This is a genomic window from Kosakonia sp. R1.Fl (genome assembly GCF_023516815.1).
Lineage (GTDB): Bacteria > Pseudomonadota > Gammaproteobacteria > Enterobacterales > Enterobacteriaceae > Kosakonia.
Genome location: NZ_JAMGSQ010000001.1, coordinates 2709415 through 2730681, shown reverse-complemented (window position 1 = coordinate 2730681; position 21267 = coordinate 2709415). Strand labels below are relative to the sequence as shown.

The following is a 21267-nucleotide window of genomic DNA, read 5'->3' as shown; positions in this document are numbered from 1 at the left end:
ATTTTGCGCCAGGCTTAATTGACCTGACTAAAAGAGTGTGCATTAATGACGCTGTCGCCCGTAGATCGGGTATTCCTAAAGGAACCATTGTGAGTCAGGCAACCAGTATGCGAAAACGACATCGATTTGACAGTCGCATGACCCGTATCGTACTTCTTATCAGCTTCATCTTTTTCTTCGGCCGCTTCGTCTATTCCTCTATTGGCGCCTGGTATCACCATCAGGATAAAAGCCAGTCGCAACAAATCAGCCAGACTATCGATCCCACCGCACAACGCTAGTATTTACCCGATTTTGCTTACACGTCTTACCGCGTGGGTTTGCGCTCGTCTGTGCAAAGGTATGCGCCCCCTTGCACAAACGCGTTACTTATCTGTCGAGGTTTAACCAGCGCTCTTCCAGCCGCGCCAGCGCCGTGTAGGCTTCGCCAAGACCAACCGCCAGTTTGAATTCCGCAGGCCACTCCCCGGAAGGTGAAATCCCGGCACCTTCCAGTTTATGCACATACTGCAAACGTCCGTAGTTGGATAAACAGGTTGAAAACACACGTGCAATCTCCGCACGCGTCGGCGTCGTGAACAGTGTTATTGACCTGAGCATGCGCCAGTCATGAAAACAATCTTTCAGCGCCACAATTACCCTGACAGCTGCGACAACGGCAAAACCGGCGCACGTCAGCAGGATAATGCTCACAAACACTTTCGTTGCCAGAGGGCGTTTGGTGACATAGTCAATCCAGAGAAACATGCCCCATACCATCAATGCCGACACAGTCAGGATAGACAGGTTCGATAGCCATTTCCGCAGGTTAAACAAATCCTTTATTTTGCTGCGGACAAACCGACTGATACTGACCCAGTCCAGCAAAAGCAGGCCGGAGACAACAACCAGCACAGCAACCCACCAATGATACGCACCACTGAACTCGCCATAAGCGGCAAAAGGCGTAATCACATGAACCATCTCTGCGGAAAATAGCCCAATGATGCTCATCAATGCCAAAATGAGGCAGCATAGCACCCTGAACATCACGACGGTACAGGTGAAAAATCCAGGCTCGACTAGTGACGTTAAAGGCCTGCGGATAGGTTTCTCACCCTGATTGTTTTCAGGTTTCTCTTTCTTCCCCGTTTTTAGCACGAAAAAAAGAGAGGCGCTTCCTGCCGCCGCGTATGCCGCGCCAAAGGCCACAATGAACGGCATGACGACGGTAAGCAGCGCGCTATATATCATCGAGACTTTCATGTTCCACAGGCGTAAACGCGCCACCCGGTAGACGCCGCTTAATGCATCCGACAGGGATAAACTCAGCAAAATATTTTTACGGCTCCCCCAGAAATGCACATCCGGGATACCCAGCACATATTTTTTGATCCCCTCTTCCAACCCGGCTTCCATTTTCGGTAAATGACGGCAGGCGCGGAAGGCCGTTTCCCGCAGCCAGCCATCCGGACCGACAATGGCGACAGCCAGGATCGGCGCGGCACGGGATTCAGACAGTATTCCGGTCGCTTCAAGGCAAATTTTCGCAAGAATAATGCTATCGCCGGTTTTTACGTGCTCCATAACAAAGTCGCTTAGCGCAGCTTCAAACGGCAGGATCACATCCCGCCGGGAGCCAAATGCATCAATCAAAAAACGCAGACAGTGGATAGCGCGAATACGCGTGTGTGAGTTGGCGAAATGCTGCTGGATCTCACGCCAACAGAGATTCGCAAGCCGCTGAGCCTCATTTTCGCTACACAATTGGGCATACAATACCAGCGCATCACGACCACGTGAATCCGTCGGGATATGGTCATCAGGGACAACCTCCGGAGTCTGTAAAAACCGAGTGGTGACGAAATACTCCAGAAAACGACGATGCACATACGCAAATGACTTCTCATCCCCGGTGGTAACCCTGGCAATCCTGGCGTAACTAAGCACTTCCAGCACAGCATCAACTTTGTCTGATTTAAAATGATCGCTTATCACCTTCACGGGCGCTTCAAGGCCATATGTCGGCGAGTGAAAAACAAACCAGGCAATTTCTATTGAAACATCAACGACTTCTTGTATCGTTATCCCAACTTTATCGAGACGAGTCCGACACAGCGCTAACCGCCTACCAATATAGTTTTTGTAAATCTCGGCCTGGTTTGCTGGTAATTGTTCATTGACTGCAATCCATTCCCCCAGCAGCGCCATGATGAAAGGGTTACGCGCCAGCGGCATTAAATCCTGGCGATGGCTAAATAATTCACTCCGTACTTGCCCGGTAAATTGCGGGTAACGGCTTAATGCTTCTGAGATACCGGCTTCAGAAAGTGGCCTGATTTCCAGTACTTTTTCCGCCAGAAAAGCACGTGTCGGCTGTCGGAATACGCGCGATGATAAAACACCACGCGACGCCGGGTGCGAGGCAATAAATCGGGAAATAACATCAGAAAGTGAATTGATGACATCGGAATCTTCGTTGGCGTCCAGCAGCTCGGAGATTTCATCAAATGAATCGAAAATAAAAAACAGACGTCCACTGCGCCAGAGTTTGCGGAAATAGGCATCGACAAAATCTTTGGTGAAGACATCACCACGGCGAATCAGGTTTTTGATAACAAAGGATTCGAGATCCTCAACGGAAAATTCGGTGCGCCCGCCAATGATAGTGCTGATTGGCACCCACTCACGAAGATTGACGTAAATCGGCACGCGGTTGGTTTTTTTCACTTCATCCAGCATATCTTTGGCGAGCTTGCGTAACGCCACGCTTTTTCCGGAACCCGGAACGCCCAGAACCAGAAACGATTGAGACTTTCTGTCTTTGCGAATCGCGTCCTGCAACCCCATGATTTTTTTACGTGCCGCCGAGCCTTTCGTTTTACGGATCTCGACCTCAGCCTGCAGCTCAGTGTAATACTCCGGGCTCCAGTTGGTGTCCTGATCCACGGTGGTGAGATCCCGTCTCAGCACATTGCAGAATGCTTCCAGTTTTCGCGGAAAACTCTCTTCCGGAAAATCCTCTTTTAATGGCGTAGGGTGCCCTCCACCAACGCTTTTGTCACGCAGGCAAAAGAATACGATGCCGACAATAATGACGACAGCAGTGAGGATCCACGGCGAAGGCTGGCTAATAAACTGGATATTTTTCAGCCAGGCAGGCGCGTTTTGCAATACTGGCAATGACCAGATGGTGGGTAACAACGTATTTAGCGCGCTGGAGCCACTGCCGATGATCCCCAGGCCAAGCACCAGTACCAGCGTGCGGATTTTGTTCGCGCCATAACCGGCGGGCATCAGCAATGGTCGCGTGAAATAGAGCATCAGGCAGATAAACACGCCAACTGAGGCCGCATTAAACCACGAGGAATACAGCCCGGTGCCCACCACGAAGCACAACGCCAGCACAAGGAGGAGTAAAACGAATTTTTGGCTACCCGACATGTGAGTCCCTTCTTTATTCTTGTGACGCCTTTTGCAATGAAACAGCACTATAACGCCTCCGGTACCGCAAACCGGAAACAAACTACCTGATTTGGTGGGGGTTGTCTGAGGAGAAAAGCCCGATGCGCTTCAGCGTGTAATAGTCGCCACTCTTTCACAGCGCATGCGGTGCTTTAATCCGCAACAGCGCGACGGGTGAGGATCTCTTGCACATAATGCTCAATTGCAATGTGATGTTCCCGATTGATGCGGGCAATAAAGGCCTGCAGGAAATCGTTCGTTGCGTGGAGCGTATCCGCAAGCAGTTTATCGAAATCGCTTTGCGTGAAACGGGCATTTCCCCTAAGCGTGGAATGCTGAAGCAGGGTGTGTGCAATGATTTCGAGCACGGCGCGTCGGTAATTATCGGCAAGCAGGACATCCAGATCGCTTTGGCGAATAACAAAACGAAAATCGAAGCTGACAAACCCGGAATCGACCGGCAACGAGTATGTCAGTGTATCGCCTTCCTGCCAGACCTGCGGCTCATAGCCATCTCCCATTAACTTTACTGACTGCATAGCGCTCCCCGTTCAGCACCGTTGATATGTTCGAATTACCTTAACGTTGCGAAGAACATAGCGTAAAGCCATCACTAATGGCAGTGGTCCTCATGGCGAATGTAAGCGATCCTGTGAGCAGCCAGAGTAAATCAGCAGGGGAAAAAAATGAATCCAGATAGCAGCGAACTGCCACCCTTAATGTGGCCAGAATTTACCGATGAGACAGCCCGGCTGGCCTGGTGGCGCGCCTGCGTACAGGCCTGGCGCGAACAGTGGAATAATCCGGCGCCAGTTGCGCCGTTTAACCCTAAAGAGATTGAAGCGCTTGAACAACGCCTGGGCTGCGCGCTTCCGCCGCTGCTGCGTCGCTACCATGAAACTCTCGGCGCACTCGAACTGGCCGAAAGGTTATGCAGCGTCACGCCCGCGAAATACGCCAGCATTGAACCGCTGGTAGACGCTTATCCCGGCATTCATGACATTCTCGAAGGTGCGCCAGACGCGGCCTCGCAATGGGCGCAGGTTAATCAGTTGGTCGCCTTTGGCGACTATCTGGGCAACGGCAATTTATGGTGCTTTCATCGGGAAACCGGCGCAGTGTGGTATTTCGATCACGATAGTTCGCCAATGCTGACGCAGATTTTCACCGACGTGGGCCAGTACCTCGACGTACTGATGTTCAAATGCCTGCTCGAAGCCCACGGCGAGGAGGATAACGAGGAGTTGCTGCGCGAGCACCTGGGGGATGACGTGGTAGAAAAGTGGATGTACTGAACAGCGCTATACTGGGACAGCAGCAGCGATGTGGCAACGCACACGCCTTTCATGAGCGCTTCTACACTGTCGACAAATGCGTTGAATAGCGGGCTACCGGGTAGCGACGAACCATTAAAGAATCACCAACAAGGCAGGCATAAGCCTGCCTGTATTTTTTGGCAAAATATTAGCTCAGTTTAAAAACGGCTACCGTCTCTTCCAGCAATTGAGACTGCTCTTTAAGCGAATGCGCCGCCGCCGACGCTTCTTCGACTAACGCGGCGTTCTGCTGCGTTACCGTGTCCATCTGCGCAACAGCCTGGTTAATCTGTTCTATGCCACGGCTCTGCTCACCGGTCGAGAGCGCAATTTCCGCCATCAGCTCAGAAACCTGCTTAACGGTGCTGATAATGCGCTGCATGCTTTCGCCCGCCTGCGACACCCTTTCGCTACCCAGAAGCACCTGCCGGCCGGATTCCTCAATAAGCTCTTTGATCTCTTTCGCCGCGAGGGACGAACGCTGCGCCAGATTACGAACTTCGCTTGCCACGACGGCAAACCCGCGTCCCTGCTCGCCGGCTCTTGCCGCTTCAACCGCTGCGTTGAGTGCCAGGATATTGGTCTGGAAAGCAATGTCTTCGATTAAGGAGATGATGGTGTCTATTTTGCCAGCGCTGGATTCGATCTCTTTCATCGACATCACCGCCTTTTCCACAATCGTATTCCCTTCCTGCGCGGAGCTGCGCATCGCCGTCGCAAGGGTATTTGCCTGTTGTGTGTTTTCGGAGGTGTGCTTAACCGTTGAAGTCAGCTGTTCCATGCTGGCAGCGGTCTGCCCAAGAGAAGCCGCCTGCTCTTCGGTACGGGCCGAGAGATCGGTATTACCGGCAGCGATTTCTTCTGCCGCATGGGCCACGCTCTGGCTGGAATTACGCACCTGGGCAATGATTTCCAGAAGAGCAAGACGCATTTGCTCCAGCGAACCGAGCATGTCGCCAATCTCGTCTTTAGAACCGTAAACAACAGGAGTGTGCAGCTCCCCTGCCGCCATCTTCTGGCAGTGCAAACGTGCGGCATCCAGCGGCGAAAGAACACGACGACGCAGCAGGATAAAGATAGCGACAATGATCAAGGTAAACAGTAAGGCGAAAACACCAATGGTCACCATGCTGTTCACGAAGCGATTCTGCGCGTCGTTGTTAAGGCGCTGGGCGTACTTTTCGCGAAAGGCCAGCAGGTTATCGAGAGTGATTTCAAACTGACGATCAAGCTGCGGAACAGTAGTGCTGACGAGCTGGTTGAAACGCGCCGTGTCGTTGTTGCTCGCGGCGTCCATCAACGGACGCAGGCCTTGATCAACATACGTTTGCCAGGCCTGGCTGTAAGGCGCGGAAAGCGCCTCTTCGCCCGCAACAGGTGGCGCAGCCTTGTAGTTGTTGAACGCATCGGTGGCTTTTTGCATCACCGCTTTCGCGCTCTCAAGCGACGCATCCGCTTTCTGTTTGTCGCCCAGGGAGGCGTTAATCATGGCTTCCATCAGGCGCACACGCAGTGTGCGGCTATGGTTAATCGGGTCAATAACCGACAGCACGACCCTGATCTCTTTGTTCACATTATCCAGCGACTGGTTGCTGTGAGTAAGTGACCAAAGGTTAGAAGCCGAGCTGATGAGAAAAATACCAAGTAACAGACTAAAAACGAGAAATGAAAAACGCCTAACTGACATATTTATTACCCAGGGTTGAGGTGATTTCATGAATTTCTGCCCCCTTTGAAAGGAGCATACCGAAGACAACTTATCGGCAATCTGGCGTTAAAATTTAATTTAAATCACATTACATATTTGAATCAAAGAGTTAGAAAGAAGGGACTTGTGAGAAAGAAAATATACTTAGGATTCACCAATTTATTCAAACTAACGTTTCAAATATGTCGTTTCATGGAATAGCTATTCATCCTGGCGATGAACCGAATTTGTTCAAAAAACGCACATTTATGACATCAAATGGAAGGCAGAAAAAGGAATTTATGCGCAGGAGGAGAAATACAGGCACAGGTGGCTGATAATTTAAAAGCACGGAATTCGAAACAGAAGAGGCTTTTCCACCGTTATAAGGAAGAAAAAGGGAATAAAAACGTTAAATTAAACTTCTAACTGTGTTTTCTGTTTAAATTATTTTTATAAATACCAAAGCGGTGTTTAAAGAGCTTTTCATAATCTTAATTTCCATTTGAGTGCTTATATTCTTAATCAATCGCACCAAATAAATATGAAGCATCGACAAGAGCTTATAAAAAATATACCTGATAGCACTCATACTATTAAATCTCCTCACAACGGAACAAAAATATTGAGTTAATTGCCAATAAGTCCCGCAAAAACGCCATAGACAAAAAAGCCCGCTTTCGCGGGCTTAATATTTCAAATATTCAGCAGGATCTAAATCTTATTCCCACTCAATCGTAGCTGGCGGTTTACCGCTAATGTCATACACCACGCGGGAAATACCGTTCACTTCGTTGATGATGCGGTTGGAGACGCGGCCGAGGAAATCGTACGGCAGATGCGCCCAGTGTGCGGTCATAAAGTCGATGGTTTCTACTGCACGCAGCGAGACAACCCAGTCGTATTTACGACCGTCGCCCATCACGCCCACGGAACGAACCGGCAGGAACACGGTGAACGCCTGGCTCACTTTGTTGTAGAGATCGGCTTTATGCAGCTCTTCGATAAAGATTGCATCGGCGCGGCGCAACAGGTCGCAGTACTCTTTCTTCACTTCGCCCAGCACGCGAACACCGAGGCCCGGCCCCGGGAACGGATGGCGGTACAGCATGTCGTACGGCAGACCCAGTTCCAGACCAATTTTACGCACTTCGTCTTTGAACAGCTCACGCAGCGGTTCAACCAGCCCCATCTTCATCTCTTTCGGCAGGCCGCCCACGTTGTGGTGAGATTTAATAACGTGCGCTTTACCGGTTGCCGAAGCAGCGGATTCGATCACGTCCGGGTAAATGGTGCCCTGCGCCAGCCATTTCACGTCTTCCAGCTTCAGTGCTTCTTCGTCGAACACTTCCACGAACACGCGGCCGATGATCTTACGTTTTGCTTCCGGATCGTTCTCACCGGCCAGTGCGGCCAGGAAACGGGATTCCCCTTCAACATGAACAATGTTCAGACCGAAGTGGTCGCCAAACATGTCCATTACCTGCTGAGCTTCGTTCAGACGCAGCAGACCGTTATCAACGAATACGCAGGTCAGGTTTTTGCCAATGGCGCGGTGCAGCAGCATCGCGGTCACTGAAGAATCCACGCCGCCGGAGAGGCCGAGGATCACTTTGTCATCGCCAACCTGCTGACGGATGCGCTCAACGGCGTCATCGATAATTTTTGCCGGCGTCCACAGCGCTTCACATTCGCAGATATCGCGCACAAAGCGCTCCAGCATACGCAGGCCCTGGCGGGTGTGGGTCACTTCCGGGTGGAACTGCACGCCGTAGAAGCGTTTTTCTTCGTTCGCCATGATGGCAAACGGGCAGCTTTCGGTGCTGGCTACGGTGACGAAGTCAGACGGGATCGCCGTCACTTTGTCGCCGTGGCTCATCCACACATCCAGCAGCACTTTGCCTTCTGCGGTCAGCGAATCTTCAATACCGCGAACCAGCGCGCTGTCGGTCTGCACTTCAACCTGCGCGTAGCCGAATTCACGCTCGTTAGAACCTTCAACGTGACCGCCGAGCTGCATCGCCATGGTCTGCATGCCGTAGCAGACGCCAAGCACCGGCACGCCAGCTTCGAACACATATTGCGGTGCGCGCGGGCTGTTGTCTTCAGTGGTGCTTTCCGGGCCGCCGGAGAGGATGATGCCGCTTGGATTGAAGTCGCGGATCTGCGCTTCGGTGACATCCCACGCCCACAGTTCGCAGTAAACGCCCAGTTCACGCACGCGGCGCGCAACCAGTTGGGTGTACTGAGAACCAAAATCGAGGATAAGAATACGATGTTTATGAATGTTGTCCGTCATTGACGTTACTTCCGAGGCAAGTTACGAAAGCGCCCGGTGAGAACACAGGGCGCGAAAATCATTAAGAACCCATGCGGTAGTTCGGGGATTCCTTGGTGATGGTCACGTCGTGAACGTGGCTTTCCTGAATGCCCGCGCCGCTAATGCGCACGAATTCCGCTTTGGTGCGCAGGTCGTCGATAGTACCACAGCCGGTCAGACCCATACAGGAGCGCAGGCCGCCCATCTGCTGGTGAATGATCTCTTTCAGGCGGCCTTTGTAAGCCACGCGGCCTTCGATACCTTCCGGCACCAGTTTGTCGGCGGCGTTATCGCTCTGGAAGTAGCGGTCAGAAGAGCCTTTGGACATCGCGCCCAGCGAGCCCATGCCACGGTAGGATTTGTAAGAGCGGCCCTGGTAGAGTTCGATTTCGCCCGGGGATTCTTCGGTCCCGGCAAGCATCGAGCCAACCATCACCGCGGCAGCGCCTGCGGCGATGGCTTTGGCGATGTCGCCAGAGAAACGGATACCGCCATCGGCAATAACCGGAATACCGGTGCCTTCCAGCGCTTCAACCGCGTCGGAAACGGCGGTGATCTGCGGAACGCCCACGCCAGTCACGATACGCGTCGTACAGATGGAGCCAGGGCCGATACCGACTTTCACCGCGCTGACGCCAGCTTCTGCCAGTGCGCGAGCACCTGCGCCAGTTGCGACGTTACCGCCGATGATTTGCAGATCCGGGTATTTAGCACGGGTTTCGCGAATGCGCTGCAGCACGCCTTCGGAGTGACCGTGAGAGGAGTCGATCAGCAGCACGTCCACGCCTGCGGCAACCAGCGCGTCAACGCGCTCTTCGTTGCCCGCACCCGCGCCAACCGCTGCGCCAACACGCAGTTGACCCTGCTCATCTTTACAGGCGTTCGGTTTACGTTCTGCTTTCTGGAAATCTTTAACGGTGATCATGCCGCGCAGATGGAAGCTTTCGTCGACAACCAGCGCTTTCTCAACGCGTTTTTCGTGCATTTTAGCAAACACGACTTCGCGGGATTCACCTTCACGCACGGTAACCAGGCGCTCTTTCGGCGTCATGTACACGCTAACAGGCTGGTTCAGGTCGGTGACGAAACGCACGTCACGACCGGTGATGATGCCAACCAGTTCGTTGTCGCCATTCACAACCGGGTAACCGGCAAAGCCGTTACGTTCGGTCAGCTCTTTCACTTCGCGCAGGGTGGTGGTCGGCAGAACGGTTTGCGGGTCTTTAACCACGCCGGATTCATGTTTCTTCACGCGGCGAACTTCTTCCGCCTGGCGCTCAATCGACATGTTTTTGTGAATAAAGCCAATGCCGCCTTCCTGTGCCAGGGCAATTGCCAGGCGCGCTTCCGTCACGGTATCCATCGCCGCAGAGAGCATAGGAATGTTCAGGCGAATGGTTTTAGTGAGCTGCGTGCTCAAGTCGGCAGTATTCGGCAGAACGGTGGAATGAGCGGGAACGAGGAGGACGTCGTCAAACGTCAGTGCTTCTTTAGCGATACGTAGCATGGGCAATATCTCTGACCTGGGGGGTTAAATATTGCCGTGGCATTATACAGAGCGTAACCGATTGCATCCACACTTTTTTAAGAAAAATACTTGCCATCCCCTCGTTTCGGGTTACTATCGAACGAATAACTTGCTGATTTAGAATTTGATCTGGCTCACATGTCGTCGTTCCAATCCCCCTCAATTTTTACGGTTAGCCGCCTTAATCAGTCGGTACGCTTACTGCTGGAACGCGAACTCGGCCAGGTGTGGATCAGCGGGGAAATCTCCAACTTTACCCAGCCCGCTTCCGGTCACTGGTACTTCACCTTAAAAGACGATACCGCTCAGGTGCGCTGCGCAATGTTCCGCAATAGCAACCGCCGCGTCACGTTTCGCCCGCAGCACGGCCAGCAAGTGCTGGTACGCGCCAATATCACGCTGTATGAACCGCGCGGCGAATACCAGATTATTGTCGAGAGCATGCAACCGGCTGGTGAAGGTTTGCTGCAACAGAGGTATGAGCAACTTAAAGCTAAGCTCGCGGCCGAAGGGCTGTTCGACCAGCAATTCAAAAAACCGCTACCCTCGCCCGCCCATTGCGTTGGTGTTATCACCTCGAAAACCGGCGCCGCGCTGCACGATATACTGCATGTGCTGAAACGCCGCGATCCGTCGCTGCCGGTGGTGATTTACCCAACCGCGGTACAAGGCGAAGATGCGCCCGCGCAGATTGTGCGCGCCATTGAGCTGGCTAACGCTCGCGAAGAGTGCGACGTACTGATTGTCGGTCGCGGCGGCGGTTCGCTGGAAGATTTGTGGAGCTTTAACGACGAGCGCGTGGCGCGGGCAATTTTTGCCAGCCGCATTCCGGTGGTCAGCGCCGTTGGGCATGAAACCGATGTGACCATTGCTGATTTTGTTGCCGACCTGCGCGCGCCAACGCCCTCTGCGGCGGCGGAAATTGTCAGCCGTAACCAGCTGGAGCTGCTGCGCCAGGTTCAGGCGATGCAACAGCGTTTAGAAATGTCGATGGATTACTATCTGGCAGGCCGTAATCGCCGTTTTGCCCAGGTACACCATCGTCTGCAACAACAGCATCCGCAACTGCGTCTGGCGCGCCAGCAAACTGTGCTGGAACGCCTGCAACAGCGCATGCACAACGCGCTGGATAATCAGTTAAAACGCGCTTCCGTGCGCCAGCAGCGCACAGTGCAGCGTCTGAATCAGCAAAACCCGCAGCCGCGTATTCACCGGGCGCAAAGCCGCATTCAGCAACTGGAATATCGTCTGAGCCAGAATGTTCGTGACCGCTTAAGCAGCACGCGTGAACGCTTCGGTTCGGCAATCACTCACCTTGAAGCGGTCAGCCCGCTGGCAACGCTGGCGCGTGGTTACAGCGTAACCACAGCAATCGACGGCAAAGTGCTGAAACAGACCAAACAGGTAAAAGCGGGCGACAAACTGACCACGCGGCTGAATGACGGCTGGGTAGAGAGTGAAGTCAGTGCCGTTACGCCCGTGAAAAAAACGCGCCAACGTAAATCGTCTTAATTAGCGCGCTCAATAAATCAGACGAACCTATACTTTTTGTTGTTCTTTTTTGTTTTATCAAGGAGATCAACATGAATGCACGTCATCCGTACAGTGTTATCCCGCCTTATATCCTGCGCCGCATTATCGACAATGGCTCTGAACTTCAGCAACGCTGCGCCCGCCAGACCTTAACGCATGTACAAACGTTGATGGCGCACAGCCACGGCAAAGTCGATGCGCCGCTGGTCACTTCGCCCGGCGAACTGGTACGCGATATTTATGACGCTCAGCAAAAAGAGACATTGCCCGGTGAGCAGGTACGCTATGAGGGCCAGCCACCGACGGGTGATGTCGCCGTCACCGAAGCGTACGACTACCTGGGTGTCACCCACGATTTCTTCTGGCAGGTTTATCAGCGCAACTCGCTGGATAACCAGGGGCTAATCCTCAGCGGCACCGTGCATTACGGCAAGGATTACCAGAACGCTTTCTGGAATGGTCAGCAGATGGTGTTTGGCGATGGTGATGGCGAGATCTTCAACCGTTTTACCATTGCCATTGACGTGGTAGCGCATGAACTGAGCCACGGCGTCACAGAAACGGAAGCCGGGCTGATCTATTTTGAACAAGCTGGCGCATTAAATGAGTCATTATCCGATGTGTTCGGTTCGCTGGTAAAACAGTACCACCAGCAGCAGACGGCGGATCAGGCGGACTGGATCATTGGCGAAGGCTTGCTGGCAAAAGGCATTCATGGCAAGGGGCTGCGTTCGATGTCGAAGCCGGGAACAGCTTATGACGACCCGTTATTGGGTAAAGATCCGCAGCCTGCGCATATGAAAGATTTTATTAAAACGCGTGAAGATAACGGCGGTGTGCACCTGAATTCCGGCATTCCTAACCGGGCATTTTACCTGGCGGCAACCGCTATAGGCGGCTATGCATGGGAAAAAGCCGGATACGCCTGGTATGACACGGTGTGTGATAAGTCACTGGCGCAAAATGCCGACTTCGCCACCTTCGCCAAATTCACCATCAAACATGGCGAAAAACGGTCCGGCAAGAAAGTCGCCGCTGCTATCGAACAGGCGTGGAAAGATGTCGGAGTTTTATGATGAACGAACCCGAATTAACCGACGACGCGGTAGTGGAGTTAGCCCGTGAAGGCGGGCTGGCTTATATTCCCAAACTGAGCGGTGCGCGAAAAATTGTCATCGCCCAGCTCAGTGCGGAGCAGCGCCAGCGGCTGGTGGATATATTGCACCAGACGCTCCCGCTTGCAGAGCCGCCAGGCCAGCCGGACTCGCCGGGCCGCGGCGATCAGCGTTTCTACCGTTTGCAGATCACCTGGACCACCCAGCAAACGGATGTGCTGCTGCTTATCCCGGAAAGCAAAGCGCCACCGTCGTTTGTTGAACTGTGGCGCGAAGGGGAAGACTGTATTTGCAAACCTTAAAGCAGCGTATATTCGACGCGTTTTTTCGAAATCAGCCCGTGGCCGTGCTGGCAGAAAAAATCCACCGCGCCACAGGCTTTTAACACTTCCAGAGGCTGGTGGCACTCCGGGCAATGTGCTTGTAGTTCAATGTCTTTGCCGCAGCCGTCGCAGTGAGCATGTGTACCCACTACTTGCAGCGGGTTATGGCAAGTCGGGCAGGTAAGTTCCATAAGGCGCTCCTTAATTTTTCGCGGCGTTTATCATACACCGCTGGCGACAAAAAACCCGCCTGCAGACGGGTTAAGTGCCGCGTCAGGTTTGGTTTGCTATTCGCCCACCATCACGAAGCGGGAACTCTCGAATGCCTGATAAACCCGCTGAGAAGGAAATGCCGGGAATGTCGCCCGTTGCGCTGCGGTTTTCAGCGCTGCACAGTAAGCTCTATTCCCTTCCCTCGTCTCGATATTGTTCAGTTTGCCATCATAGGCAAACTCCATATGTAAGCGGCATTTTTTCCCTTTCCATTCAGAACGATCGGCAAGCCGTGATTCGATAGCGTTTTTTATCGCGCGGGCCTGTTTCCCGAACTCATCCTGATCGGTAAAGCGCCCAGAGTCGCAACTACCAAGCGCAGTGGTTTTATGGCAACCGGAGGGGTGAAGCGGTGTGCAACCTGTCATTACACTGCCCAGAAGTATCAGCAGTAAAAACTTCTTCATTTCATATTCCTTTTGAAATTACTTATTGAAGATGGTTATTAACTCGTTGTTTTTATAGTTATAAACAGTGTACTGCTATCGACAGGCTGAAACAGCGCCTGAATTTTGTAGGTGAGCCAATTCTGGCAAACAAAAAACCCGCCAGGCGGCGGGTTTGAAGCAAGTGATTACTTACTTTTTTTGATGTGTTTAATCAGGCGCTTACGTTTACGCATCTGGTTCGGGGTCAGGGTGTTACGTTTTTCAGCAAACGGGTTTTCCCCTTCTTTGAACTGAATTCGGATTGGCGTACCCATCACATCCAGCGATTTGCGGAAGTAGTTCATCAAATAACGTTTGTAGGAATCCGGCAAGTCTTTCACCTGGTTGCCGTGGATCACCACAATCGGCGGGTTATAACCACCGGCGTGGGCATATTTCAGCTTCACGCGACGACCACGCACCAGCGGCGGCTGATGATCTTCCGCCGCCATGTTCATGATGCGGGTCAGCAATGCGGTACTGACACGGCGGGTGGAGCTGTCATAAGCTTCGCGAACGGATTCAAACAGGTTGCCAACGCCGCTGCCGTGCAGTGCAGAAATAAAATGCACGCGGGCGAAATCAATAAAGCCCAGGCGGTAATCCAGCGTCTCTTTCACTTGCTCTTTCACTTCCAGGCTCAGACCGTCCCATTTATTGACGACGATAACCAGCGAGCGACCGCTGTTAAGAATAAAGCCGAGCAGCGATAAATCCTGATCGGAGATACCTTCGCGGGCATCAATAACCAGCAGCACGACGTTTGCGTCTTCAATAGCCTGCAGCGTTTTGATAACCGAGAACTTTTCTACCACATCGGTGATTTTGCCGCGTTTACGCACACCAGCGGTGTCGATAAGTACGTACTCACGCTCATCGCGCTGCATTGGAATGTAGATGCTGTCGCGCGTGGTGCCCGGCATGTCGTACACCACCACACGCTCCTCACCAAGAATGCGGTTAGTCAGTGTGGACTTACCGACGTTCGGACGCCCGACAATAGCCAGTTTGATCGGCAGATCCTGCGGGTTGAAATCGTCTTCCGGCTCTTCTTTCTCGCCGTTTTCGTTAGCTTCGAACTGCGCCCAGTATTCGGCGTCTTCATCCACCTCTTCCGGCGGGTTGAGCTCGTCCATCCACGGCATCAGCACATGTTCCAGCAAGCTGGTAACACCGCGCCCATGAGAAGCGGCGATAGCGTGGATTTCACCCAGACCGAGGGAGTAAAAATCTGCTGTTGCCTGATCCGGATCCAGACCGTCAGTTTTGTTCGCCACCAGGAAGGTCGGTTTTTCGCGTGAACGCAGGTGTTTGGCAATGGCCGAATCGGCAGGCATCAGCCCCGCGCGTGCATCGACCATAAACAGCACAACATCAGCTTCTTCAATCGCCAGCAGCGACTGTTCCGCCATACGCGTTTCCACGCCGTCTTCGGTGCCATCGATACCGCCGGTATCGATACAGATAAATTCGCGGCCTTCAACTTCAGCACGACCGTACTTACGGTCACGAGTCAGACCCGGGAAATCCGCCACCAGCGCATCACGGGTGCGTGTTAAACGGTTAAATAGCGTGGATTTTCCAACGTTAGGGCGCCCGACAAGCGCGACCACAGGTACCATGTTTAAAGCCTCATTACAGAAAATTCATTAGCAAAACGTCGCGGATTGCGCGCCGTTTTAAAAACAGGAAAACGGCTCCTGCAACAGGAGCCGTCTTCAGGAACGACAAACCCGACGCGCTTAGCGCGAAAGGGCGTACACTGTGCCGTCTTTCGCCTGGATCAGCAGTTTGCCACCAGCAACGACCGGCTCGGTCAGGAAACCGGAGCTGTCGACTTTTTGCTGCGCGACAAAACGCCCATCTTCGACGTTAATCCAGTGCACGTAGCCTTCGCTATCGCCTGTCACAATGTAACCATTATACAACGCCGGAGCGGTAAGGTTACGGTGCAGCAGGTCACTTTGCGTCCACAGGGTTACGCCACCGTCGGTAGTCAGCGCCAGAACACGATCGCTCTGGTCGATCATATAGATGCGGTTACCATCAACCACGAAATCGCTCACTGAGCCCAGCTCGCGTTTCCACATAATCTGGCCGCTACGCAGATCCAGCGCGGTCATGTTGCCGTTATAGGCCAGCGCGTAAACCACGTTGCCAACAACAACCGGCGTGGTATCGACATCGCTCAGACGATCGATCTCTGTCGGGCCATTAGCCAGGGAGATGCGCTGCTGCCAAATCATCTGGCCCTGCTGCATCAATACCGCGCTTACGCGACCGTTATCACCGCCGACAATGGCAGCGCCAAAGGCGGTAGTCGGAGCGGATTCACCGCGCAGAGAAAGCGCAGGCATATCGAGATTGACGGTCCATTTGGTTGCGCCATCGCTTTCGTTCAGCGCCTGCAACTGACCGTTGCTGGTGTGGATCAGCACTAAACCGTCGCTCACTACCGGGCGAGAAAGCGCTTCGCCAGCGACTTTCGTTTTCCACGCCTGCGAACCATCGCTGGTGTTCAGTGCGTAAACCTGCGCTTTTTCGCTGCCCACATAAACATGGCCACCGGAAACGGTCACACCGCCAGAAAGCAGTGCAGCGCGAGTGGAGAACCAGCCATCTTTTTCAGCCAGGTTAACCGACCAAATTTCATGCCCATCTTCAATGCTAACCGCTTTCACCACACCGTGACGATCGGCGGCGTAAACCACACCATCAGCAAAAGCTGGATGCAGGTTAGAGTAGAAGTCACCAATACCGTTACCCACGGAGGTGCTCCATGATGTGGTCGGTGTGAACTGGTTTTCAACCACCGGCAACGGGGACATTTTGACAACATCTTCTTCGCTGTTAAACAGGGAACAGCCGCTCAAAAGCGTGACGGAAAGCAGCCCTGGCAGAAGTAATTTACGCAATTGCATCGGGTCCCTCTTAGATGGACAAATTATTGATTTTCATCTGCATCATTTCACTCAGCGCAGGAGAAGCATTGTTTTTAATGCCGTTTTCCCATGCGGTGCGCGCACCTTGTTTATCGCCTTTGCTCAGCAGTGCTTCACCACGCAGATCGGCAACAATCGCTGACCAGCTTTCCGCTTTGACAGCATCCAGCGTTTTCAGCGCAGCGTCTTGTTGCTTTTGCTGTACCTGAATGCGCGCCAGGCGCACATTGATTATCGACTTGAGATTTTCATCATTCGTCGCAGCCAGCCCTTGCTGCAGCTGAGCGGCGGCTTTATCCAGCTCGTTCTTGTCAACGTATTGCTGCGCCAGCTCCAGCGACGCCAGCGCGCCGTAGGTGTTTTTGTTGTCAGCCGCGAATTTTTCCGCCGCGGTGAACGACTCTGGTTTGTCCGCCGAAAGCGCGGCAACCGCGTTTTCATAAGCCTGTGAAGAGGCTCTCGCCGTGTCCGCCTGATGGCCGTTCCAGTAGCGCCAGCCAACCAGCGCACCAATACCCAAAACGACGCCAACGGCCAGCGCTTTACCATTCTCGGCAAAGAAGCGCTTAATCGCGTCTACCTGGTCGTTTTCGTTTTCGTAAATTTCCACGCAGTCCTTCTCCTTAACGATAATTCACCGGGGAGATTAGCCCAGTAGTGTGCGCAAATGCGCCGCAACGCTCTCCTGCGTTACCGTACTCTGCTCACCAGAGCGTAAATCCTTCACCACAACATTACCGTCGGCAATTTCAGTTTCACCGAGCACCAGTGCGACGCGAGCGCCCCACTTGTCCGCGCGGGCAAATTGCTTTTTAAAATTGCCGCCGCCGTGGTTCATCATCAGCCGTACGCCAGGTAACGCATCGCGCACCTGTTCACCCAACTGCATAGCAGCGGATTGCGTATTGGCACCAGACGCCACCAGGTATATATCGACAACGGATTCTGCTTTAAATTCCGGATTAACTGCCTGAACTAACAAAACAAGTCGTTCAAGACCCATTGCGAAGCCAACCGCCGGGGTCGCACGACCGCCAAGCTGCTCAACCAGGCCGTCATAACGACCGCCTGCGCAAACGGTGCCCTGCGCGCCAAGACTGGTGGTTACCCACTCGAAAACAGTGCGGTTGTAGTAGTCCAGACCGCGCACCAGACGCTGGTTCATCGTATAAGCGATACCTGCCGCATCAAGGAATGCGCAAAGACCTGCGAAGTGTTCGCGGGACTCGTCATCAAGGTAATCACCCAGTTTCGGTGCATCGTTCAACAACGCCTGAATGTCCTGGTTTTTGGTATCCAGTACGCGCAGCGGGTTGGTATACATACGACGCAGGCAGTCTTCGTCCAGCTTATCTTTGTGCTGCTCGAGGAAAGCTACCAGCGCATCGCGATAGGTCGCACGCGCTTCGAGCGAACCAATAGAGTTGAGTTCAAGGGCAACGTGCGAAGCAATGCCCAGCTCGCGCCACCAGCGGGCGGTAAGCATAATCAGCTCGGCGTCGATATCCGGCCCCTGCAGGCCAAACACTTCCACACCCAACTGATGGAATTGACGGTAGCGCCCTTTCTGCGGACGCTCGTAGCGGAACATCGGCCCAACGTACCACAAGCGCTGCTCCTGATTGTACAGCAGACCGTGCTCGATGCCGGCGCGTACGCAGCCCGCGGTACCTTCGGGACGCAATGTCAGGCTGTCGCCGTTGCGATCGTCAAAGGTATACATCTCTTTTTCAACCACGTCGGTCACTTCACCGATCGCGCGTTTGAACAGCGGGGTCTGCTCTACAATCGGCAAACGGATTTCACTGTAACCGTAGCTGCCGAGCACGTTTTTTAAAGTGCCTTCAATGCGCTGCCAGATGGCGGTTTCGCCAGGCAGATAATCGTTCATGCCGCGAATGGCTTGAATATTTTTTGCCACGTTTATTCTCTTTATTAATACAAAAAATGAACCCTCGGGGCCGCGACGAACAACGGGTCGCGCCGGGCGGGTTCATCATACACGGGAAGCCTGCCGCTTCCCAGCAACCTTATTTTTCTACCTGTTGCACATCGATACGACGCGCCTCATCCAGCATTGATGCTTTCGCGCGAATGCGGGCTTCAAGCTGGCTAATCATATCGCTGTTATCCAGGCGGTCTTTGCGCACGCCATCTTCGTACAGGCCGCTTTTCTTGTTGCCGCCGGTCACACCCAGTGTGGAAACCAACGCTTCGCCAGGGCCATTTACCACGCAACCGATAATGGAGACATCCATCGGCGTGATGATATCTTCCAGCCGCTGTTCAAGGGCGTTGACCGTACCGATAACGTCAAATTCCTGGCGGGAACAGGTCGGACAGGCGATAAAGTTAATGCCGCGCGAACGAATACGCAGGGATTTCAGAATATCGAAACCAACTTTGATCTCTTCCACCGGATCGGCAGCCAGCGAAATACGCAGCGTGTCACCAATGCCTTCTGAAAGCAGTAAGCCCAGACCGATTGCAGATTTGACCGCACCTGCACGCGCGCCACCGGCTTCGGTGATACCGAGGTGCAACGGTTGATCGATCTGTTTTGCCAGCAGGCGATAGGATTCAACAGCGAGGAATACATCCGACGCTTTCACGCTGACTTTGAACTGATCGAAGTTCAGGCGATCAAGATGATCGACATGGCGCATAGCGGATTCGAGCAGCGCTTGCGGCGTTGGCTCGCCATACTTTTCCTGCAGATCTTTTTCCAGCGAACCGGCATTAACGCCGATGCGAATCGGGATGTTTTTATCGCGCGCGCAATCAACAACGGTGCGAATTCGCTCTTCGTTGCCGATATTGCCGGGGTTAATGCGCAGGCAGTCAACGCCATATTCGGCGACTTTCAGCGCAATGCGGTAGTCAAAATGGATGTCCGCAACCAGCGGGACACTCACTTGCTGCTTGATCAACTTGAATGCTTCCGCCGCGTCCATGGTCGGGACGGAGACGCGGACGATATCCGCGCCGACGCGCTCAAGCGCTTTGATTTGATTGACCGTAGCTTCAACATCCGTGGTACGGGTGTTTGTCATGGACTGCACGGCGATGGGCGCGCCATCGCCAATGGGCACATTACCAACGTAAATCCGTTTCGATTTCCGACGCTGAATCGGGGCCTGGTTATGCATGAAAAATCTCCCGCGTTGCCCGTCTGTTACTGTGCTGCTGATTGTTCGGCATTGAGGGTCAGACGCGCAACCTGGTTAGTTCTGATAAAACGGCTCAGATCGACAGGTTTACCCTGATACTGAATCTGAACGGCTGACGGCGCGCCAATTTTCAGCTTATATGGCGCCTGGCCGGTTAAATTGAGCGTGGCGTCTTTACGTTGCAAGCCACTGAATAATTTCTTCCCGGTGGCATCGCTCACTTCCAGCCAGCAGTCGGCAGTAAAGTTCATCACCAGTGCGTTAGTATCCGCTTGCGCACCTGCGACACCGGCCTGGTTGGTCGGTAACTGTGCAGTATTCGCTGGAGCGGCAGGCTGCTGCATGGCGTCGACATTTGCCTGCGACGGTGCAACAACGGTGTTCTGATTTGCGGTAGTAGCAGGGCTTTGCGGCGCGCTGGCGGCTGGTGTTTGTGTCGTCGCCGACGGGGCTGGCGCTTCAACAGGCGTGCCGGAATTATCAACCGGATCTGCTGCAGCGGTGTCGTTATTCAGCGGTACGCTTTGCGCGTTGCTATTGCCCGCGTTCAGTTCCGCAGAAGATTGATCTGCCATGTTGGTGATCTCTTGCTGCTGCGCTTTATGGTTATCCCACCACCATGCGCCCGTCAGGCCGATGGCGACCAGAAACACCAGCCAGGTGATAAAACTCATCATCCAGCCACCGCGTTTTTTGCGCGGCTTGCCTAAAGCAAAAGTCTGCATTGGCGCAACTTTCGCCGCTCTGACCGGCGCTTGTTTTTCAAGAATCGGCAGCAGCTCTTCTTCAGGGATGTGCACCAGGCGGGCATAGGAGCGGATGTAACCGCGTACAAAAGTCGAAGCCAGATCGGCAGGGGACCTGTCCTCTTCGATATCGCGTACCGTGGAGACCTTCAGGCACAAGCGCTCTGCAACCGCTTGCTGGCTGAGTCCAAGTTGTTCACGGGCGTTGCGCAGACGTACGCCAGTGGTTTGTGCTTCATTTTGGTCGTGAGTGGCTTCAGTATTCATTCGCTACAACTACTGGTACGTGAAAATTAAACATTCAGGCGCGCATAACCGCAATGCCTACACGCGCCGCGAAAAAACCGGGTCGGTTAAACCTGGCCCACAGTATAGGACTGTCAGGCTCGTCATAACAGAACAGCTTTCAGCACTTTTTGCTAAACCATTGTTCCATCACTAC

18 protein-coding genes are annotated in these 21267 nt (G+C 53.4%); 5 read left to right on the top strand and 13 right to left on the bottom strand.

The annotated features are described in order from the left end of the window. Positions 1–89 precede the first annotated feature (89 nt). Positions 90–281 (top strand): YfgG family protein, encoded by a 192-nt coding sequence (locus M8Q36_RS12810; RefSeq protein ID WP_071908227.1) that lies wholly within the window; start codon positions 90–92, stop codon positions 279–281. An 88-nt stretch (positions 282–369) separates the two neighbouring features. Here the strand turns inward: M8Q36_RS12810 and M8Q36_RS12805 are convergent, their stop codons facing one another. Beyond that, positions 370–3423 carry an NACHT domain-containing protein gene (locus M8Q36_RS12805; RefSeq protein WP_249881137.1) on the bottom strand — a complete coding sequence of 1018 codons (3054 nt, stop codon included), beginning with the start codon at positions 3421–3423 and terminating at the stop codon, positions 370–372. Positions 3424–3596: 173 nt separating this feature from the next. Continuing rightward, complete coding sequence (locus M8Q36_RS12800; RefSeq protein ID WP_249881136.1) at positions 3597–3983, bottom strand: hypothetical protein; 387 nt, start codon at positions 3981–3983, stop codon at positions 3597–3599. A gap of 147 nt (positions 3984–4130) precedes the next feature. On the opposite strand from M8Q36_RS12800, the gene M8Q36_RS12795 reads away from it, so the two are divergent. Beyond that, positions 4131–4739 carry an SMI1/KNR4 family protein gene (locus M8Q36_RS12795; protein ID WP_249881135.1) on the top strand — a complete coding sequence of 203 codons (609 nt, stop codon included), beginning with the start codon at positions 4131–4133 and terminating at the stop codon, positions 4737–4739. Positions 4740–4908: 169 nt separating this feature from the next. Here the strand turns inward: M8Q36_RS12795 and M8Q36_RS12790 are convergent, their stop codons facing one another. From M8Q36_RS12790 to guaB, 3 genes are all read right to left on the bottom strand, one after another. Further along, positions 4909–6447 (bottom strand): methyl-accepting chemotaxis protein, encoded by a 1539-nt coding sequence (locus tag M8Q36_RS12790; protein ID WP_249881134.1) that lies wholly within the window; start codon positions 6445–6447, stop codon positions 4909–4911. A 721-nt stretch (positions 6448–7168) separates the two neighbouring features. Next, positions 7169–8746 (bottom strand): glutamine-hydrolyzing GMP synthase, encoded by a 1578-nt coding sequence (gene guaA / locus M8Q36_RS12785; RefSeq protein ID WP_020454704.1) that lies wholly within the window; start codon positions 8744–8746, stop codon positions 7169–7171. A 61-nt stretch (positions 8747–8807) separates the two neighbouring features. Further along, complete coding sequence (guaB, locus tag M8Q36_RS12780) at positions 8808–10274, bottom strand: IMP dehydrogenase (protein ID WP_017458982.1); 1467 nt, start codon at positions 10272–10274, stop codon at positions 8808–8810. A 159-nt stretch (positions 10275–10433) separates the two neighbouring features. On the opposite strand from guaB, the gene xseA reads away from it, so the two are divergent. The 3 genes from xseA to M8Q36_RS12765 all read left to right on the top strand — a co-directional run bounded on the left by xseA (position 10434) and on the right by M8Q36_RS12765 (position 13245). Next, entirely contained in the window at positions 10434–11807 is a 1374-nt protein-coding gene (gene xseA, locus M8Q36_RS12775; RefSeq protein WP_249881133.1) for an exodeoxyribonuclease VII large subunit, read from the top strand. A gap of 71 nt (positions 11808–11878) precedes the next feature. Continuing rightward, a complete protein-coding gene (locus M8Q36_RS12770; RefSeq protein WP_020454706.1) occupies positions 11879–12904 on the top strand; it encodes a M4 family metallopeptidase in 1026 nt (341 codons plus the stop codon). After that, entirely contained in the window at positions 12904–13245 is a 342-nt protein-coding gene (locus M8Q36_RS12765; RefSeq protein ID WP_200551041.1) for a protealysin inhibitor emfourin, read from the top strand. Before M8Q36_RS12770 ends, M8Q36_RS12765 begins: the two co-directional genes overlap by 1 nt. Here the strand turns inward: M8Q36_RS12765 and M8Q36_RS12760 are convergent. The 8 genes from M8Q36_RS12760 to rodZ form a co-directional block, all read right to left on the bottom strand. After that, positions 13242–13457 (bottom strand): zinc ribbon domain-containing protein, encoded by a 216-nt coding sequence (locus M8Q36_RS12760; RefSeq protein WP_249881132.1) that lies wholly within the window; start codon positions 13455–13457, stop codon positions 13242–13244. The two genes, M8Q36_RS12765 and M8Q36_RS12760, sit on opposite strands and share 4 nt — an antisense overlap. 96 nt (positions 13458–13553) lie before the next feature. Next, positions 13554–13946, bottom strand: a complete 393-nt coding sequence (locus tag M8Q36_RS12755; protein ID WP_249881131.1) for a cell envelope integrity TolA C-terminal domain-containing protein — start codon at positions 13944–13946, stop codon at positions 13554–13556. Between the two features lie 167 nt (positions 13947–14113). Then, on the bottom strand, positions 14114–15589 hold the full coding sequence (gene der / locus M8Q36_RS12750; protein ID WP_249881130.1) for a ribosome biogenesis GTPase Der: 1476 nt from the start codon (positions 15587–15589) through the stop codon (positions 14114–14116). 120 nt (positions 15590–15709) lie between these two features. Then, complete coding sequence (gene bamB, locus M8Q36_RS12745) at positions 15710–16888, bottom strand: outer membrane protein assembly factor BamB (RefSeq protein WP_249881129.1); 1179 nt, start codon at positions 16886–16888, stop codon at positions 15710–15712. A 10-nt stretch (positions 16889–16898) separates the two neighbouring features. Further along, complete coding sequence (locus M8Q36_RS12740; protein WP_249881128.1) at positions 16899–17519, bottom strand: YfgM family protein; 621 nt, start codon at positions 17517–17519, stop codon at positions 16899–16901. Between the two features lie 36 nt (positions 17520–17555). Next, positions 17556–18830, bottom strand: a complete 1275-nt coding sequence (gene hisS / locus M8Q36_RS12735) for a histidine--tRNA ligase (RefSeq protein WP_249881127.1) — start codon at positions 18828–18830, stop codon at positions 17556–17558. Between the two features lie 109 nt (positions 18831–18939). Continuing rightward, the gene (gene ispG / locus M8Q36_RS12730) at positions 18940–20058 is read right to left on the bottom strand and encodes a flavodoxin-dependent (E)-4-hydroxy-3-methylbut-2-enyl-diphosphate synthase (RefSeq protein ID WP_017458992.1); all 1119 of its coding nucleotides are present in this window, start codon (positions 20056–20058) and stop codon (positions 18940–18942) included. A 26-nt stretch (positions 20059–20084) separates the two neighbouring features. Then, entirely contained in the window at positions 20085–21092 is a 1008-nt protein-coding gene (rodZ, locus tag M8Q36_RS12725; protein ID WP_249881126.1) for a cytoskeleton protein RodZ, read from the bottom strand. Positions 21093–21267 lie beyond the last annotated feature (175 nt).

Excerpts from the sequence above, each read along its gene's own strand:
- M8Q36_RS12755 (WP_249881131.1), bottom strand. The coding sequence starts at position 13,946 with ATGAAGAAGTTTTTACTGCTGATACTTCTGGGCAGTGTAATGACAGGT.
- rodZ (WP_249881126.1), bottom strand. The coding sequence starts at position 21,092 with ATGAATACTGAAGCCACTCACGACCAAAATGAAGCACAAACCACTGGC.
- M8Q36_RS12765 (WP_200551041.1), top strand. The coding sequence starts at position 12,904 with ATGAACGAACCCGAATTAACCGACGACGCGGTAGTGGAGTTAGCCCGT.
- guaB (WP_017458982.1), bottom strand. The coding sequence starts at position 10,274 with ATGCTACGTATCGCTAAAGAAGCACTGACGTTTGACGACGTCCTCCTC.
- M8Q36_RS12770 (WP_020454706.1), top strand. The coding sequence starts at position 11,879 with ATGAATGCACGTCATCCGTACAGTGTTATCCCGCCTTATATCCTGCGC.
- xseA (WP_249881133.1), top strand. The coding sequence starts at position 10,434 with ATGTCGTCGTTCCAATCCCCCTCAATTTTTACGGTTAGCCGCCTTAAT.
- M8Q36_RS12800 (WP_249881136.1), bottom strand. The coding sequence starts at position 3,983 with ATGCAGTCAGTAAAGTTAATGGGAGATGGCTATGAGCCGCAGGTCTGG.
- M8Q36_RS12805 (WP_249881137.1), bottom strand. The coding sequence starts at position 3,423 with ATGTCGGGTAGCCAAAAATTCGTTTTACTCCTCCTTGTGCTGGCGTTG.
- der (WP_249881130.1), bottom strand. The coding sequence starts at position 15,589 with ATGGTACCTGTGGTCGCGCTTGTCGGGCGCCCTAACGTTGGAAAATCC.
- M8Q36_RS12760 (WP_249881132.1), bottom strand. The coding sequence starts at position 13,457 with ATGGAACTTACCTGCCCGACTTGCCATAACCCGCTGCAAGTAGTGGGT.
- ispG (WP_017458992.1), bottom strand. The coding sequence starts at position 20,058 with ATGCATAACCAGGCCCCGATTCAGCGTCGGAAATCGAAACGGATTTAC.
- M8Q36_RS12795 (WP_249881135.1), top strand. The coding sequence starts at position 4,131 with ATGAATCCAGATAGCAGCGAACTGCCACCCTTAATGTGGCCAGAATTT.
- guaA (WP_020454704.1), bottom strand. The coding sequence starts at position 8,746 with ATGACGGACAACATTCATAAACATCGTATTCTTATCCTCGATTTTGGT.
- M8Q36_RS12790 (WP_249881134.1), bottom strand. The coding sequence starts at position 6,447 with ATGTCAGTTAGGCGTTTTTCATTTCTCGTTTTTAGTCTGTTACTTGGT.
- bamB (WP_249881129.1), bottom strand. The coding sequence starts at position 16,888 with ATGCAATTGCGTAAATTACTTCTGCCAGGGCTGCTTTCCGTCACGCTT.